Raw genomic sequence first — 16,371 nt, 5'->3', positions numbered from 1 at the left:
GGAAAGTTACCCGGTGGTTGGCACGAAACCCTGTCTGATTGACGCGCGCAGATCAACACCTACATACACCTGTGACACATTCAACAAGTGTTCGCAATAACAAAGGGGTTCAGGCCTGACAGAACGGACGCGACGTCCGACGGACCGGACATCATGATCGCGAACCCCGAGAAGTCAATTTACGTGTAAGGGGCCACCTCCTCCTTGGTGCTGATGCCGCGGGGGCCAGGGGGAGGAGTCGACCCTCCGTCAGTTCACCGGGCAGCACGACGAGATGCGCTTATCCCGCCCATACCTTCAAACAAAGCCATGGGGACGGCAGGGGGTCGTCACCACAGACAAGGGGGCAAGCCCGTCATGGGGAACGGAGACACACGGGTGCGGGGCATAGCCGCCCGGGCCGGCGGCTGGAGCGCCCGGCACCGCTGGGCGGCCGTCGGGATCTGGATGCTGTTCGTCGTCCTGACGATGGGGCTCGGCTCCGCGGCGGGCACGGTCGAGGTCAAGGACAGCGAGCAGATCAGCGGCGAGACCAGCCGGGCGGCGACCATCGCCGAAGAGGCCGGCATCGACGAGCCGGCGGGGGAGACCGTGCTCGTCCAGGCCAAGGACTCCGGCACGAAGGCGACGGACGCGGACTTCCGCGCCGCCGTCACGGCCGTGATGCAGGCGGTCGAGAAGACCGGCGAGGTGACCGCCGTGACCTCGCCGTACGACACGAAGACCATCTCCAAGGACGGCCGCAGCGCGCTCGTGCAGTTCGACATGCGCGGCGAGGCGGAGACCGCGGGCGAGCGCGTGGAGCCCGTACTCAAGGCCGTCGAAGAGGTGCAGAAGGACCATGAGTCGCTGACGATCGAGCAGATCGGCGGCGCCAGCATGATGAAGACGTTCGACGACGCGTTCGGCGAGGACTTCCAGCAGGCCGAGTACTCCGCCGTGCCTGTGGCGCTCGGCATTCTGCTGGTCGCGTTCGGCGCGGTGGTGGCGGCGCTGGTGCCGGTCGCGCTCGCGATCACCGCGATCATCGCGACGATGGGTCTGATGGGCATCGTCAGCCATGTGATGCCGATGAGCGACACCGCCAGCTCCGTGATGCTGCTGGTGGGCCTCGCGGTCGGCGTCGACTACTGCCTGTTCTACCTGCGGCGCGAGCGCGAGGAGCGGGCGGCCGGACGCGACGCGCAGACCGCGCTCCAGATCGCCGCGGCGACCAGTGGCCGCGCCATCGTCGTCTCCGGTGTCACGGTGTGCGTGGCGATGGCGGGCATGCTGTTCACCGGGATCGCCGAGTTCGAGGGCATGGGCCTGGCCTCGCTGATGGTCGTGGCGGTCGCCATGGTCGGTTCGGTGACGGTGCTGCCCGCGCTGCTCTCGCTGCTCGGTGAGCGCGTGGAGAAGGGGCGGATCCCGTATCTGCACCCGGAGAGCAAGCTGCGGCGCAACCGAGGGCGTGGCAACCGTGAGAGCCGCTTCTGGACGGCCGTGCTCAAGGGTGTACTGGCGCGGCCCGCCATCTCCGTCATCGTCGCGGCCGGTGCCCTGCTCGCCATCGCGGCTCCCGCACTCGGCATGAAGACCCAGAACCTCACCCTGGACCAGGAGTTCGGCGACTCGCTGCCCATCGTGGCGACGTACGACCGGGTCAACGAGGCCTTCCCCGGCGGGTCCGACCCGGCCGAGGTGGTCATCAAGGCCGACGACATCAACTCGCCCGAGGTGAAGTCCGCGATCGCCGACTTCCGTACGCAGGCGGTGGAATCGGGTGCCTCGCGCGGCCCGGTCGACGTCAAGGTGCACGACGAGAAGAACGTCGCCTTCGTGTATGTACCTCTGGTGGGCGGTTCGGACCTGGACAAGGCCGAGAAGAGCCTGACGACCCTCCGCGACGAGGTACGCCCGGCGACGCTCGGCAAGGTCGACGGTCTCGAGGCGCCGGTCACCGGTCAGGTCGCGGGCTCGAAGGACTTCAACGACCAGCTCGGCGGCGCGGTGGCCCCGGTCTTCGCCTTCGTCGTGGTCTTCGCCTTCCTGCTGATGCTGCTGTCGTTCCGCTCGGTGACGATCGCGATCACCGCGATCGTCCTCAACCTCCTTTCGGTGGGGGCGGCTTACGGCATCCTCGTCGGCGTCTTCCAGCACGGCTGGGGTGCCTCGCTGGTCGGCGCGGAGGGCGTGGGCGCCATCATCACCTGGCTGCCGCTGTTCCTCTTCGTGATCCTCTTCGGCCTGTCCATGGATTACCACGTGTTCGTGGTCTCCCGGATCCGCGAGGCGCGACTGCGGGGCCGCAGCACGAAGGACGCCATCCAGCACGGCGTCGTCACCACGGCCGGCGTCGTCACCAGCGCCGCCGTCATCATGGTCGCCGTCTTCGCGATCTTCGGCACCCTGTCCATGCAGTCCATGAAGCAGATGGGCGTCGGCCTCGCGGCAGCGGTCCTCATCGACGCGACGATCATCCGCGGCGTCCTGCTCCCCGCGGCGATGGCCCTCCTCGGCGAACGCAACTGGTACTTCCCGAAGTGGCTCAACCGCCTCCCGGACCTCACCCACGACGAGTCCCCCGGCGACGCGGTGGCCTCACCGCCTCCGTCTCCGCCGGCGGTGGAGGGGGAGAAGGTGAGGGTCTGACCTTCTCGCGGTAGTCGCGGTAGTTCGGTACGTGGCCGGGGTGCGCATCGCGCATCCCGGCCACGTTGCTGTGTACGGAAGCCGCCCTGGTCGGCGCGTTGCGATTTTCGCAAGACATGGTTTACGGTGGATGCATGAACGAGACTGTGATCGACCGTGTGCGCAGGGTCATGGAAGCAGCCTCCATCAGCCAGGCCGCGTTCGCCGAGAAGGTGGGGCTCACGCCCGACAAGTTGTCGAAGTCCCTTGCTGGGGTGCGTCGATTCAGCTCGCTCGATCTGGCGCTGATCGCCGAGGCCGGCGGCAGGACGGTGGACTGGCTGCTCACGGGGCGCGAGCCGCTGCGCCCGTCGTTCGCGGCGCGTACCACCGCCGGGTCGGCTCCCCGGCGGGACAGGGTGAGTGATGCCGCAGACCGCTTCACCGCGGCGTACGAGGTACTGGAGCTGTTGGGGAGACCGCCGAAGCTGCCGCAACTGCCCTCCCCGCGCTCCGATCTCAAACGCTTTGTGGACCAGGGAACACAGCTCGCTCAGGATGCCGTCGGTGTTCTGACGGCGGCGGGCAAGTCCCGTACCGTGGCCGAACTCGAGACCGACGCGCTGATCACGGAATGCGCCCAACTGTTCGGCGTGGACGTCGCGGTGACACGACTGCCCGACGGAGTGGACGGGCTCACCTGGCAGACGGATGCCTTCCGGCTCATCCTTGTCGGACCCACGGAGTCCTGGACCCGGCAGAGGTTCACGCTGGCTCACGAACTCGGCCACATCCTGGCCCGCGACGCCCAGGACCTCGTCGTCGAGTCACATGTGGCACCCGGCCGGCAGAAGGACCTGACGGAGGTACGAGCCAATGTCTTCGCCTCGAACCTGCTGATGCCCGAGCCAGAAGTCCGACACCGGTTCCGGCAGGTGGCCGACCGGCACAGCAAGCTCACCGACGAGGCCTTCGCCAAGCTGGTCGTGGCGTTCAAGGTCTCGCCCAGCGCGCTGGCCGCACGGTTGAGCCAACTCCGCCTGATCGACGCACAGTCGGCCCCGCACTTCCGTGGTCTGACGACGGAGACCTGCCACCTGCTGGCGGGTGCGACGGACGCCTTCCAGAGGCAGCTCGCCTGGGCGGCGGCCGAGCGATACCCCGTACGCCTCGTGGCATCCCTCTACCAGGCCTACGCCGACGGCGAGACCACTCTCCGCCCCCTCGCCGCGCTCCTGGGGATGGACGTGGACCAACTCCACGACCTTCTCGACCCGGCCGAGCCCGACACACCTGAACCGGTCCCCGGCGAAGCGGAAGAAGGGGACCTGGTCTTCCAGCCATGAAAGTCTGCTGGTTCCCGGACAACACGGTGCTGTGCAATTTCGCGGCCGTCGACCGCCTGCCCCTGCTGGAGAAACTGCTCGACGGCCGCGGCCGCTGGACCGAGGCCGTGGCTCACGAAGCACAGCAGTCAGCCGCCTACCTTCCCCGGTTACGGGACATCGTGGCGGTCGGCATGCTCGGCGAGCCGATCACCATCACGGACCTCGACGAGATCGCCGAGGTCGACCGTCTACGCCGAGCGGTCTTCGGCGGTGTGGCGTCGGTGCCGACCAAACACCTCGGCGAGGCCGAGACCTGCGCACTGATCATCAAGCGCCCTGAGTTCCGCGATTCGGTGTGGATCACGGACGACCGGTCGGCGGCCGCCTTCACGCGACGGCGGGGCATCACCACGAAGGAGACCTTCGACCTCATGAACGAAGCTGTCGTAGAGGGGCTGGTGACTGCCGTGGCCGGCCATGAACTGCTCGGCCGGATGGTGGCCGCCGGGCGTCGTCTGCATCGGGTTTCCGACTGCCCTGATGATTTGCTGCGGTAGGCAGAGAACGCCAACTCCTGGGGCACCTGGGGCACCTGGGGCACCTGGGGCATCGCGGAAGACTTTCTCCTGATCAGGTAGATCAGGAGGCAGCACCTCGTTTCCACACCAGCACCATGCCTGCCTTGGGCAGGATCCAGTCGTCGATGCTGACGCTGACGACACGCGTCACCGTGAGCCCCGGGCTGTAGTCGACGGAGGCCGGCCGGGTGGCTCCGAAGTAGTCGAGGGCTCTGATGCTGTCGATGTCGTTCACCCCCACGCTCACCGAGTAGTTCGCGCCGAAGGTCGGTCTCGGTACCTCGAAGCTGAGCAGATTGCCGTCCGCCCGCACCTTGGCCACGAAGGAGTACTGGACCCTGATGCTCTCAGCGTCCTCGAACTCGTCGACCGGGACATGGACGAAGAACTCACGCTCGGCCTCGTTCACCCCGACCGGCACTGAACGGCCCGCGAACGACACGGAAGTGAGCGAGAAACCGTCGGTCCAGTCCGCGTCGAACTCGCCCGAGGAGGGGAGCCGCCAGACCCCGCCCAGATCCTGGGCACGGAGCGTTCTGTCGTACTCCTCCCCCCAGGTCGCCACTTTGAAGGCGAACCGTGTGCGGCGTGTGTTGTTGGTGTGGTAGCCGAATTGGAAATAGACGACGTAGTAGTCGTGGTCCCTGCCCCCTGGTGCCGCGCGCTCGATCTCCAGGATTTCGGCGCGGACCACGAGGTTGTGCCAGATCTCCTCCGAGTCGAAGACTCCCAGGCGTAATTTGCGGGCCACCACGGAGCCGAGTTCCGAGCTGCCCGAGCGGAGTCGCACAGCGCTCTCGATGACCCGATCCAGTTCGGCAGGCGACAGCTCCAGCGAGTTTATGTGCCTGCCGACCGCCATGGACCGGACCACCGCTTCGCGGACCATTTCCCGCTCAGCGTCCATGACGCTCTTGACCTGCTCGACGAAGCGGTCGTCCGCGATCTGGTTGAGCAGTACCTGGAAGAGCACGATGACCAGGCCGGTCTGGAAGATGGCGTTACCGATGTCGAACAGATGTAGGCGACTCTGAAGGTTCTCGGCGCCTTTGTTGATGACGTACTGGCCATCCGCGTCACGGACTATGTAGACAGTTTCCTGCGGCACGGTGATCATGAGAATGATGCCCACGGCCACCGCGAGGAGACCGAGGAGCAGCCCACGGCTGCGGTACAGATCCGTCAGCGCACCACCGAGAGTGCGACGGGAACCCGGCGGCCCGGTAGGTGACCCCACGATCTCCCCCTTCGTCCTTCGTCGACGTGCGGGACGTCAGCGCGGCAGGTAGCGGATGATCGCCGCGACAGATTCTTCCTCCGCGTGCAGATAGCGCTCCATGTTGGAGTACGCGATCCGGTCTCCGTCCTGGACGAACAGGGCCGATTCCGCGCCGAGCCGTTCCAGCAGGGGCGCCCCCACCGTCAGGTCCACTCCGGCGTCCGCGCAGATCCGCTCCACTGTCAGCCCCTTGCGGACGCTGAGCAGCAACAGACATTCGAGTGGTGAGAAGACATGCGTGGACAGATATCCCCGGCACGCGAAATCAAGAACTCTGGACGTCTTGGGATCGGTTTTTCCCCTGGGGAGGTCAAGCTGTTCCACCTGCCCGGTCAGCACGGCATGCTCCGCGTCGTGAATGGCTTTTCGGCCACGCCTGATCAGTTCGGCGAGACCTTCGAGCCCGAAGCGGTCGTAGAGCAGACTGGCCTGCCGCGTGTGGTTCAGATACACCGACCACAATTTCGGCCTTTCCACGCCGTGCCGGCCGTGGACGAGAATGTTTCCGAGCACTTCTTCAGAAAGAATGGAGGAGCCCGCGTAGCAGGTGCCGAGAATCTCGGCGATTCCCTCCTCCAGTCCCATGGCGAAGATATCGGGGTCGATACGGCCGGTGACCGTGTGGACCACTTCGTGCGCGAAGAGCGCCTCACTGTAGAAGGGACGCAGTTTGTCCCGGCGGAAGTACACTCCGCGAGGGATGTCGAAATTCTCTTCGTCTTCGAGGTCCGGCGCGAAGGCCGACCAGCCGAAGCGGTGGAACGGCTCGGGAAACACGTCAACGATGCGCAGGGGCGCGTCCCTCACGTCCAGCCCGAGGTCCACCAGGACGGACTGGACCTGCGGCCCGAAGTGATCCAGCCGCTCTTCCACCGAGGCGAAGTCGTCGACTCGTTCGAGTTCCGACTCGGCCACGAGCCGGAGGTCGCGGGCGATGAGTCTGCGCTCGGCGTCCTCCTCGGTGGAAAGGACTGATTCGGCTGCCGAGTCGAGACGCCCGGCGGCTTCCTGGAGGATGCGCGCGGCCTCCGACGCGGAGTCGGCGCGAGCGTCGGAGCCCATAAAGTCAGTCACATAGGAAGCAAAGCGTTCAATGTTTGCGAAACGACAGGCACTGAGATAAATTCCCCCGAACAAATATTCGGAAAATTCCATGACTGAAAGGCCCCCTCGCCTTGTTTCGGCATCCGTAACCGCCCCGGTCTGACGGGGCTCCTATCGTAGCTTATCGGAGCTCCGTCAGACCGTCGCTCAATTCGGCCGTCAGCCGCCGCCGCCATTGCCGTTCACCCACATGTGACCCACCTCCCTTCCCTCCGGGATGTTTATGGTTTTCGTGGCCACCGGAAATCAGTCATCGGGATTCTCTGGCGATTTTCCGCCCGGGTCGTCACCGCCGCCGTTGCCGTGTACCCACATGGAATCCACCTCCCGTGGTTGTTCACCTGGTTTTCACAGTGACGCAACGGCTTTTCGCAATTCGGTCAGACGACTATTGGTGTGGGCTGCTATCTCGGTTTCGCAGGCCTGAATCCGTCCGTCCTCGACAGCCTCGAGGCAGTGAAGGGCGGTCTCCAGCAGGGCGCGCGTGACGTCGTCAGCCACCTCCGTGGCGTGACGGGGGGCACGCATCTCGGCCGGTCCTTCCTGAGCGCGCAGTCGGAACAGAGCCTTGGCTGCGAGAGTCTCCAGCTCCTCGAACGGCCTGAGTACCCTGACGAACGCGTCGTAGAGGGCGGCTACCTGAGGATCCGCGAAATCGTAGTACATGCGGTAGGCGTCTTCACGGAAGTCGACCTGCTTTCGCCTGAAGTAGCCGAGAAGGGGTGAACCGGGGTAGACCTCCAGCCGGTTCACGACCCTCCGGTAGCTGCCCACGTTGTTTTCGAGGAGGAAGTCGATATTCGTGCGGATGCCGTCAAGGCCGGACAACGGCTGGAACATGATGAAGCCTACCGAGAATTCGATGTCGGCCTTCCTGAGCAGGGCGATGGCGTCGGCCGCCTGCTGAGGGGTGGTGCGCTTCGCGTACAGCCGTATGTCCTTGTCGTTCGCCGACTCGACACCGATCAGAACATGGCGCAGCCCGACCTCCCGCAGCGTCATCAGCACTGTTTCTTCCAGCTCGCTGATGCGGCACTCGATGGCGAACTTGATGTCCAGCTCATGCTTCCTGATCAGGCCGGCGATCTCATGGGCCCGCTGGACCCCGCGGCTGTCGCCGCCCAGGAAGTCGTCGTCGACGAAGCTGAACATGCGGGCGCCGTAAGTCTGCTGAAGATGCTTGATCTCGGCTACCACATGCTCCGCCGACCGGTACCGCCAGCGTGGTGCCCCGGGGTGGCGGTTCGCGTAGTTTCCCGACTGGCAGAACGAGCAGTGGGCCGCACAACCCCGGCTGGTGCACATCGTCACGTGGCTGTCGGCGTACGCTGCCTCGCGGCCTCCCCGGAACGGAAGAGGCAGCCCATCGAGATCCTCCGTCGGGGGCCTGGGGCCGGTGAACACCAGCCCCTCGTCCAGCCTGACGTAAGTCCCTCGGACGCCCTTCAGGCCTTTGCCCCTGGTGACATGGCGCCATAACTCGGCGACGGACTCCTCGGCCTCATTGAGGCAGGCGGAATCCAGAGCGTCACATTCTTCGAGCATGCGGGCCCAGAGCGAGAACGTGCCTTGCCCGCCGATCGTGATATGGGCCTGAGGTGCCGCCGACCGGAACTTTCGGGCCAGGGCCAGGGCGTCCGGAATTTGCCTGGTGAACAGCACCCCGATCCCGATCAACGAGGCCTGACGGGCCAGATCAAGGATCTCCGTGGAGGGCTTGGCCGGACATTCGTCGACCACCGAAACCTGCGCCCCCTCTCGGAGGAGGGCCGCCGCCACGGAGCGGATTCCCAGGCTCTCCGCCCCGCGGTATTCGTTGTGATCATAGGAAGGTGCGACCAGAAGTGCGTGCCGGACATCGCTGCTCTCCATGGCCCCCGCCTTCAACAGCGCACCGTGCTACGGATGTTATGAGCATGCGGCAGGCCATAAGCCCGGTCAAGGTGGTGTAGAGGCCCGCCGGGCGCACGCCGGGCGCTCCGGCTGGGTGACAGTGACATCTCCAAGTGCAGGACGCACATCGCCCTCCGCCGGGCAGACGTCAGCCGCAACGGCCCTTCCTGGTCTCGGTCGCGACCACGTCCTCGAGCCGTGCCGAGAGAGATTCAGTCCGCCGCGGATCTCAGAACCACACCCGGTCCCCAGAAGGGCCGAACGTGAGCAGAGGCTCCTTGCTGTCGAGGGTGGCGTTGAAGACGGCGACCTCCTCGTCCAGCGGCTTGACGCACACGAGCTTGCCCCCCCCAAACCGTAGTACGAATCCGGTGTCTCCCCGGTTCGTGCGGCTGTCGAGGCGCGTCCTGACGCCCTGTCTGCTCCTCCAATTCCGGCCAGTCCGAAAATCACGACGCACACCAGAGACACCGTGACCGCCGATCGGATCGATGACCGTCGCCTTCCGTCACCTCTGATAGCGCTTGAGTACCAGGTTCCCGTCCTCCACCAGGCGCCCGCGCAACTCGTCCAGGTCGATCGCCCCGCTGTAGTACTCCTGGAACGCAGGTGTCGCGATCTTGTCCTTCCACTCGGGATAGCCGCGTACGGACTGCGCCGGGGCCGAGCGGAGGTGGTCGGCGAGGGCCGTTCCGGTGGCCCAGTCGTGCTCGGTCGTGTGCAGCGCCGGGTCCTTGAGTGCCTCGGTGCCCGTGGGCAGCATCCAGTCGCCGAGCGCGAGCCGGACCATGTTCTCGGGCCGCAGCAGGAAGTCGATGAACTCTGCGGCCTGCTCCTTGTGCGGGCTGTCCTCCGCGATGGACAGCGTCTGCGGACTCACTCCCTGGGCGAGCCCGTCGGCGCCGGCCGGTGCGGGCAGCACCTGCCAGTCGAAGCCCTTGGGTGCCTGCTGCACGATCTGCTGCCGGTACGAGAAGCCGAGCGGCACCATCGCGTATCTGCCGCCGAAGAAGCCGGGGAGTGTGTCGGAGCCGCTGCTGCCGAGTGTCGAACTGGGCGCGCTGCCATCGGTGTTGACCTGGTCGTGGATGGTTTCTGGCACCACCTCGTCGGCCTCGTCGAAGCGAATCTTCACCTTGCCGTCCGTGCCTCGGTGGAACAGCTGCCCACCGGTCGACAGTGACAGGTTGAGCGTGGCCGAGACGGGCTCCTTGAGCGGCCAGGCCACGCCGTACTTGCCGTCCCCGTTGCTCAGTTCGTCGGTGATCTCCCTGAACTCGCCCCAGCTCCAAGGCTTTTCGGGCGTGGGGATGCGTACGCCGGACTCCTTGAGCCATTTGGCGTTGGCGATCAGGACTCGCGGCTCCTGGAGGAACGGCACCCCATAGATCCCCTCCCCGAACGTCGCCGTCTCCCAACTGCGCTCCGGAATATCGGACTTGAGTCGCTCGGGGAGGAGGTCGGTCAGATCGGCGAGATACCCGCCGTACGCGAAGTCCGCGAGGTCGTCCGAGGCGTCATGGATGATGTCCGGCGCCTCGCCGCCCTCGAAAGAGGTGAGCAGCTGGTCGTGGACGCTCTCCCAAGTCCCCTGTACATACTCGACCTTGACGCCCGGATGGGTGGCGTTCCACTCCTTCACGAGCTCCTTGTTGGCGTCGACGGATTCCTGCTGCCAGGCGAGGGACTGGAAGCGGAGGGTGATGCGGCCGTCCTCCGAGCCGCTGTCGTCGCTGGTGCAGCCGCTGATCACCAGGCCCAGCACCACCGCCAGTACCACGAGCAGTCTCCTGCGCATCAGCTCTTCACCGCCCCTGCGAGCATGCCGCCCGTGATCCGCTTCTGGATGATCGCGAAGACGACCAGTGACGGCAGGGTCGCGAGGAACGCGGCTGCCGCCAGTGGTCCGAGGTCCGCCACGCCCTCCGCGCCGAGGAAGTGCGTGAGGACGACCGGCAGGGTCTGTTTCTCCGGGGTCTTGAGAAGGACCAGCGCGAAGAAGAACTCGTTCCATGCGCTGATGAACGCGAACAGCGCCGTGGCCACGATGCCCGGCGCGAGCAGCGGCGCGGTGATCGAGACCAGGGTGCGTGCCTTCCCCGCGCCGTCCACCGCCGCGGCCTCCTCCAGCTCGGCCGGCACGGCCCGTACGTATCCGACGAGCATCCACAGCGCGAACGGCAGCGCCCAGACCACGTACACCATGATCAGACCCGGTACGGAGTTGATCAGCCGCAGGTTCTTCAGGACCAGGAACAGCGGGATGATCAGCAGGACGAACGGGAACGCCTGGCTGACCACGACCCAGCCGGTCGCGGCCTTCGCCAGCCGTGTGCGGTGCCGGGCCATGACGTACGCCATCGGGGTCGCGATCAGTACGGCGATCAGCGCCGCGCCTACGGCCGCGACCAGGGAGTTGAGCGCGGCGTCCAGCAGCGGCTGCTCCTCGAAGGCCTGCCGGAAGTTGGCGAGTGTGGGGTCCTTCGGGATCCAGGTGGGGTGCAGGCTCCCCAGTTCGCGCGCCGGCTTGAAAGCGGTGGAGATCAGCCAGAGGAAGGGGAAGGCTAGGAAGACGAGATACGCGAGGAGGGCGAGGTACTGGCCCGCACGGGCGCCTTTGCCGGTCTTCACGCGTCCGCACCTCCTTTCAGGCGGCCGACGAGAAAGACGGCGAGGATCACCGAGATCACCGCGACCAGCACGCAGCCCATCGCCGCTGCGTAGCCGAACTGGCCGTAGCGGAAGGCCTCTTCGTACGCGAACAGCATCGGCAGCCGGGTGCGTCCGCCCGGGCCGCCGCTGGTCAGGACGTACACCAGGGCGAATGAATTGAAGTTCCAGATGAAGTTGAGCGCGGTGATGGCGAGGGCGACCGGTCTGAGGGCGGGCCAGGTGACCGTGCGGAAGCGGCGCCAGGCGCCCGCGCCGTCCATCGCGGCCGCCTCGTGGAGTTCGCGCGGGGTGTTCTGCAGGCCGGCGAGCAGAGCGACCGTCGTCTGGGGCATGCCCGCCCAGACGCCGACGACGATCACGGCGGGCAGGGCGGTGGCGAGACCCGACAGCCAGTCACGCCCATCGCCCAGACCCAGGTTGCGGATGGTCTCGTTGAGGATGCCCGCGTCCGCGTTGTAGACGAGCCGCCACATGATGCCCACGACCACCTCGGGCATCGCCCACGGGATGATCGCGAGGGCGCGCGCCAGCCAGCGCAGTCTCAGGTCCTGGTTGAGCAGAAGCGCGAGGCCGAGCGCGAGCAGGAACTGCGGGACGGTGACCCCGACCGCCCACAGCAGACCGATCCGGAACGAGTCCCAGAACAGCGTGTCGTGCAGCAGATCCTGGAAGTTGAGCATCCCGATCCACTGCGTGGGCTCGGTCCGGCCGGACTGCGAGTCGGTGAAGGCCAGCGCGATCCCGTACAGCAACGGTCCGACGCTGAGGATCAGGATCGGAATCAGCGCGGGCAGCACCAGGAACCAGGCGCCGTGGTCGACGGGCCGGCCCTGTTGCGGCAGGCGGGGTTTCGCTGCCCGCTTCGTCGCGCTCCCCAATGTCACGGAATCGGCTCCTTCGGGCGGCTCGTGGGGGTCCGGCCGCCCCGGCGGCCCTGGTCATCGTGCTGGCGGACTGACGTGCCGTCAAGGCAGTGCGCAGGCCCTGGCCAGGGCTCCCACCTGGGCGAATGTGACAGTGGGCGGCGTATGGCGCGATCTCGACGTCGTACGCGAGCACACGCCGCGTACGTGTCTGATGCCGGACTGAGCAGCCGAGGAAGGCGAGTGATGGACGAGGCACGGGCGCGGGACGTCCTCGCGGGGGCGGGACTCGGGCAGGGCGGCGCGGAGCTGCTCGCGCCGGGCCCGATCCACGGCGACGCGCTGCCGCGCAACGTCCACGTCGGCCTGGACGGCCCCGTCCTGTTCGGTACGTGGCCGGGGTGTGTGCATTCAGGCCACGTTGCTGTGTGCGGAATCTTGATGGCGGCTACACACGGCTGTGGCAGGCTCTCACCCATGCGATACATCATCATCGGAGCGGGGGCGGTGGGCGGGGCGATCGGTGGGCGCCTTGCCGGGGCCGGGTGCGAGGTCGTGTTGGTTGCGCGGGGTGCTCAGTACGAGGCGTTGCGTGAGCGTGGGTTGCGGCTGGTGGTGCCCGATGGGCCGCACGTGCAGCGGTTGACCACGGTCGACGGGCCGTACGCCCTGGGGGAGTTGCGGGCGGATGACGTGCTCGTACTCGCCGTCAAGACGCAGGACAGCGCGGCGGCCCTGGAGAGTTGGGCTCCGGTCACGGTGGCGGGCGGGGGGACGGCGGGGGAGCGGCTGCCCCTGGTCTGCGCGCAGAACGGCGTGGAGAGCCAGCGGCTCGCGCTGCGCCGCTTCCGGCGCGTGTACGGCATGTGTGCCTGGCTGCCCGCGGCCTTTGTCGAGCCGGGCGTTGTGTCCGCCGCCGGTACGCCGCTGACCGGCATTCTGCACCTCGGCCGCTACCCGTCCGGCATGGACGAGACGGCCCGTCGGATAGCGGCCGATCTCGAGAAGTCCCGGTTCGAGGCACCGGTCGTACCCGATGTGACGCGCTGGCAGTACGCCAAGCTCCTCGGCAACCTCGCGAACGCGATCGAGGCGGTCAGCGGCGTGCTCACCAGCGAGGAGGGCATCGCGCTCTACGACCGCGTTCGCGCCGAGGGTGAGGCCGTGCTCGCCGCGGCGGGCATCGCGTACGCCGGTGACGAGGAGCAGAAGCAGGCCCGCGCCGACAAGATGCGGTTCGAGCCCTTCGACGGCTCCGAGCGTGGTGCCGGCTCCTCCTGGCAGTCGCTCCACCGTGGCACCGGCACGATCGAGGCCGACTACCTCAACGGCGAGATCACCCTTCTGGGCCGCCTGCACGGCGTACCGACCCCGCTCAACGACCTGCTGCAACGGCTCGCGAACGACTTCGCGCGCGAGCGTCAGGCGGCGGGGTCGATGCCGGTGTCCGAGCTGGTGCGGCTGGCCGACGAGGCGGTCGCGTCGGCGAAAGAGGACTGAGCGCCCGCGTTTGCTCGGGCAGGCAAGCAGCCGCGAGTCGTCCAGGGAAGAAGGTGCAGGCGTCTGCGGCTGCTCAAGCCCCCAGCGCCGCCATCACCGGCACCCGCGCCCCGTCGTACCTCTCCAGCAGCACCCGAGCCACCTCCGGCGCCGGCCCCAGCACATCCGCCAGTACGTCCGCCTCGACCGCACCCCGCGCGATCCGGTCCGGCAGGAAGCCGGGAGCGAGGACGTACGGGGCGACCGCCACGCGGGCACAGCCCAGCGCTCGCAGCTCGCGTACCGCGTCCTCCGTGCGGGGGAGGGATGCGGAGGCGAACGCAGGTCGCACGGCGCACCAACCGGTGTGCCGCCACTCCCGCGCGATTTCTGCGATCACTGCGATCGCCTCCGGGTCGGTGGACCCCGCCGAGGCCAGCACGACCCCGGTCGAGGACTTGTCGGCCGGGCTCAAACCGGCCTCGTACAGCCGCCGTTCGAGCGCGGCCGTCAGCAGCGGCGACGGGCCGAGCACCTCGGCCTGCCGGATCCGTAGCCGCGACGGTGCCTCCCGCAGCACCGCCGGGATGTCGGCCTTCGCGTGGAAGGCCCGGTTCAGGAGCAGGGGGAGTGCCACCACGTCCCGTACTCCCTCTGCCGCCAGCGACTCCAAGACCGCCGGGACGGAGGGGACGTTGAAGTCCAGGAAGCCGGTCTCCACGCGCAGGCCCGGACGCATGGCGCGCACCCGGCGCACCAGGGCGTGCACCGTCGCGGCATGGCGCGGGTCGCGGCTGCCGTGGGCGATGACGAGAAGGACCGGTCGGCGCATGGGACGTGACACTCTCCGGGTCAGCGGTTCGGGAGGAGACCGCGGCTGCGCAGCACCGACCGCTCCAGCGGACTGAAGATCAGCAGGTCGATGGCGATACCGACGATCAGGATCAGGAGGATGGCGAAGAACACCATGGACATGCTGTTCGCGGTACGGCCGTTCTCCAGCAACTGGCCGAGACCGACGCCCAGTTCCGGCGAGGACGCGATGATCTCCGCGGCCATCAGCGAGCGCCACGAGAACGCCCAGCCCTGCTTCAGACCGGCCAGATAACCGGGCAGCGCGGCGGGCATCACGATGTGCCAGGTGCCGCGCAGGCCCGTCGCCCCGAGCGTACGGCCCGCCCGCAGGAACAGCGGTGGCACCTGGTCGATGCCCGACACCAGGCCGTTGGCGATGGAGGGCACCGCGCCCAGCAGGATCACCGCGTACATCATCTGGTCGTTCAGGCCCAGCCACAGCACGGCGGGCGGCACCCAGGCCACCGACGGCAGCGACTGGAGGCCGGACAGGATCGGGCCGATCGCCGCCCGGACGAATTTCACGCGCGCCACCAGCAGACCCAGCGGCGTACCGATCGCCAGCGCCATCAGGAAGCCCAGCAGTCCGCGCGAGACGCTCGTCCAGATGTACTCGTGGAGCGTGCCCTGCAGCCAGGCGTCCCGGACCTCGCTCCAGACCTCGGACGGCGCGGGCAGCTTGTAAGCGGGGACGACCGCCGCCCACACCAGGATCTGCCAGACCACCAGGACCAGGAGTACGGCGACAACCGGCGGCAGGATCTTGTCGACGAGGGTCTTCCGGAAGGGCGTACGTCCGGTCTGGACCGTCTCCAGGGCGTCCAGGCCCGCTTCGAGTCCAGCGAGATCGTTGCCGTCCGCGGCGGCCTTGCTCCCGGTGCCGGCACCGGTGCCGGTCTTGGCGTCCGTCGCCTCAGTGCTGGCCATGACGGCGGATCTCCCCACGCAGTTGATCGGTGATCTCGAGGGACAGCTCTGCCACCGCGGCGTCCTCGATACGGCGCGGCTGCGGAATGTCGACCGTCCACTCCCGTGCGATACGGCCGGGGCGCGAGGACAGCAGCACCACGCGCTCGGCGAGCCGCACCGCCTCGCGCACGTTGTGCGTCACGAACAGCACCGACAGGTTCGTCTCGCGCCAGATGCGGGTCAGCTCGTCGTGCAGCACGTCCCGCGTGATCGCGTCGAGCGCCGCGAACGGCTCGTCCATCAGCAGCAGCTTGCTGTCCTGTGCCAGCGCGCGGGCCAGCGCGACCCGCTGCCGCATACCGCCCGACAGCTCGTGCACCCGCTTGCCGTACGCGCCCTTCAGACGCACCAGCTCCAGCAGTTCCTCGGCCTTGTCGCGCCGCTCGGACTTCGCGATGCCCCTCAGCTTCAGGGCGAGTTCGATGTTCTTGCCCGCGGTCAGCCACGGGAAGAGGGCGTGCTCCTGGAACATCAGCGCCGGACGCCCGTCCGTGGTGATGCCGCCGGCGGTCGGCTTGTCCAGGCCCGCCACCAGGTTCAGCAGCGTCGACTTACCGCACCCGGAGGCTCCCAGGAGGGTGACGAACTCGCCGGGTGCGACATCGAGCGTGATGTCGTCAAGGACGAGCTGCTGTCCGGCCGGGCCGGCGAAGGACTTCGAGACATGCTCGATGCGCGCGGCGTGCGCCACCGACGTACCGGCGTCGGCGGCCTTGGCGAGGGCGGTTGCCATGGTC

General features: G+C 67.4%; 13 protein-coding genes. 4 read left to right on the top strand and 9 right to left on the bottom strand.

What is annotated here, in order from left to right; translation table 11 throughout:
- Window positions 1-357 precede the first annotated feature (357 nt).
- From ACQEVY_RS10360 to ACQEVY_RS10350, 3 genes are all read left to right on the top strand, one after another.
- Window positions 358-2,634: an MMPL family transporter gene (locus ACQEVY_RS10360; RefSeq protein ID WP_432947081.1), complete on the top strand. Its 2,277-nt coding sequence runs from the start codon at window positions 358-360 to the stop codon at window positions 2,632-2,634.
- A 134-nt stretch (window positions 2,635-2,768) separates the two neighbouring features.
- Window positions 2,769-3,959, top strand: coding sequence for a helix-turn-helix domain-containing protein (locus tag ACQEVY_RS10355; RefSeq protein WP_432947079.1), 1,191 nt, complete (start codon window positions 2,769-2,771; stop codon window positions 3,957-3,959).
- The gene (locus ACQEVY_RS10350; RefSeq protein WP_432947077.1) at window positions 3,956-4,498 is read left to right on the top strand and encodes a hypothetical protein; all 543 of its coding nucleotides are present in this window, start codon (window positions 3,956-3,958) and stop codon (window positions 4,496-4,498) included. The genes ACQEVY_RS10355 and ACQEVY_RS10350 overlap by 4 nt, the downstream gene beginning before the upstream one ends.
- Before the next feature lie 82 nt (window positions 4,499-4,580).
- Here the strand turns inward: ACQEVY_RS10350 and ACQEVY_RS10345 are convergent, their stop codons facing one another.
- The 6 genes from ACQEVY_RS10345 to ACQEVY_RS10320 all read right to left on the bottom strand — a co-directional run bounded on the left by ACQEVY_RS10345 (window position 4,581) and on the right by ACQEVY_RS10320 (window position 12,352).
- Window positions 4,581-5,756 (bottom strand): hypothetical protein, encoded by a 1,176-nt coding sequence (locus tag ACQEVY_RS10345; RefSeq protein ID WP_432947075.1) that lies wholly within the window; start codon window positions 5,754-5,756, stop codon window positions 4,581-4,583.
- Between the two features lie 36 nt (window positions 5,757-5,792).
- A complete protein-coding gene (locus ACQEVY_RS10340; RefSeq protein WP_432947073.1) occupies window positions 5,793-6,953 on the bottom strand; it encodes a hypothetical protein in 1,161 nt (386 codons plus the stop codon).
- Between the two features lie 297 nt (window positions 6,954-7,250).
- Window positions 7,251-8,774 (bottom strand): B12-binding domain-containing radical SAM protein, encoded by a 1,524-nt coding sequence (locus ACQEVY_RS10335; RefSeq protein WP_432947071.1) that lies wholly within the window; start codon window positions 8,772-8,774, stop codon window positions 7,251-7,253.
- Between the two features lie 529 nt (window positions 8,775-9,303).
- Window positions 9,304-10,593, bottom strand: coding sequence for an ABC transporter substrate-binding protein (locus tag ACQEVY_RS10330; RefSeq protein WP_432947069.1), 1,290 nt, complete (start codon window positions 10,591-10,593; stop codon window positions 9,304-9,306).
- The gene (locus ACQEVY_RS10325) at window positions 10,593-11,426 is read right to left on the bottom strand and encodes a carbohydrate ABC transporter permease (RefSeq protein ID WP_432947067.1); all 834 of its coding nucleotides are present in this window, start codon (window positions 11,424-11,426) and stop codon (window positions 10,593-10,595) included. Before ACQEVY_RS10325 ends, ACQEVY_RS10330 begins: the two co-directional genes overlap by 1 nt.
- Entirely contained in the window at window positions 11,423-12,352 is a 930-nt protein-coding gene (locus tag ACQEVY_RS10320) for a carbohydrate ABC transporter permease (protein ID WP_432947065.1), read from the bottom strand. Before ACQEVY_RS10320 ends, ACQEVY_RS10325 begins: the two co-directional genes overlap by 4 nt.
- A gap of 456 nt (window positions 12,353-12,808) precedes the next feature.
- Between ACQEVY_RS10320 and ACQEVY_RS10315 the strand changes: the two genes are divergently transcribed.
- Window positions 12,809-13,831 (top strand): ketopantoate reductase family protein, encoded by a 1,023-nt coding sequence (locus tag ACQEVY_RS10315; RefSeq protein WP_432955159.1) that lies wholly within the window; start codon window positions 12,809-12,811, stop codon window positions 13,829-13,831.
- A 73-nt stretch (window positions 13,832-13,904) separates the two neighbouring features.
- Here ACQEVY_RS10315 and ACQEVY_RS10310 read toward each other — a convergent pair whose 3' ends face one another.
- Genes ACQEVY_RS10310 through ACQEVY_RS10300 form a run of 3 tightly spaced genes read right to left on the bottom strand, consistent with a single transcriptional unit; the run spans window position 13,905 to window position 16,367 of the window.
- A complete protein-coding gene (locus tag ACQEVY_RS10310; RefSeq protein ID WP_432947063.1) occupies window positions 13,905-14,642 on the bottom strand; it encodes a sirohydrochlorin chelatase in 738 nt (245 codons plus the stop codon).
- A gap of 20 nt (window positions 14,643-14,662) precedes the next feature.
- The gene (locus tag ACQEVY_RS10305) at window positions 14,663-15,592 is read right to left on the bottom strand and encodes an ABC transporter permease (protein WP_432947061.1); all 930 of its coding nucleotides are present in this window, start codon (window positions 15,590-15,592) and stop codon (window positions 14,663-14,665) included.
- On the bottom strand, window positions 15,579-16,367 hold the full coding sequence (locus ACQEVY_RS10300) for an ABC transporter ATP-binding protein (protein WP_432947059.1): 789 nt from the start codon (window positions 16,365-16,367) through the stop codon (window positions 15,579-15,581). The genes ACQEVY_RS10305 and ACQEVY_RS10300 overlap by 14 nt, the downstream gene beginning before the upstream one ends.
- Window positions 16,368-16,371 lie beyond the last annotated feature (4 nt).

This window comes from Streptomyces sp. CA-288835 (assembly GCF_050936385.1).
GTDB lineage: Bacteria > Actinomycetota > Actinomycetes > Streptomycetales > Streptomycetaceae > Streptomyces.
Note: the sequence above shows the minus strand (reverse complement) of the source record. Positions and strands in the feature narration are given on the sequence as shown.

What these genes read in the sequence shown, in the direction of transcription:
- ACQEVY_RS10360 (WP_432947081.1), top strand. Translation starts at nt 358, where the DNA reads ATGGGGAACGGAGACACACGGGTGCGGGGCATAGCCGCCCGGGCCGGC.
- ACQEVY_RS10355 (WP_432947079.1), top strand. Translation starts at nt 2,769, where the DNA reads ATGAACGAGACTGTGATCGACCGTGTGCGCAGGGTCATGGAAGCAGCC.
- ACQEVY_RS10350 (WP_432947077.1), top strand. Translation starts at nt 3,956, where the DNA reads ATGAAAGTCTGCTGGTTCCCGGACAACACGGTGCTGTGCAATTTCGCG.
- ACQEVY_RS10340 (WP_432947073.1), bottom strand. Translation starts at nt 6,953, where the DNA reads ATGGAATTTTCCGAATATTTGTTCGGGGGAATTTATCTCAGTGCCTGT.
- ACQEVY_RS10335 (WP_432947071.1), bottom strand. Translation starts at nt 8,774, where the DNA reads ATGGAGAGCAGCGATGTCCGGCACGCACTTCTGGTCGCACCTTCCTAT.
- ACQEVY_RS10330 (WP_432947069.1), bottom strand. Translation starts at nt 10,593, where the DNA reads ATGCGCAGGAGACTGCTCGTGGTACTGGCGGTGGTGCTGGGCCTGGTG.
- ACQEVY_RS10315 (WP_432955159.1), top strand. Translation starts at nt 12,809, where the DNA reads ATGCGATACATCATCATCGGAGCGGGGGCGGTGGGCGGGGCGATCGGT.
- ACQEVY_RS10310 (WP_432947063.1), bottom strand. Translation starts at nt 14,642, where the DNA reads ATGCGCCGACCGGTCCTTCTCGTCATCGCCCACGGCAGCCGCGACCCG.
- ACQEVY_RS10305 (WP_432947061.1), bottom strand. Translation starts at nt 15,592, where the DNA reads ATGGCCAGCACTGAGGCGACGGACGCCAAGACCGGCACCGGTGCCGGC.
- ACQEVY_RS10300 (WP_432947059.1), bottom strand. Translation starts at nt 16,367, where the DNA reads ATGGCAACCGCCCTCGCCAAGGCCGCCGACGCCGGTACGTCGGTGGCG.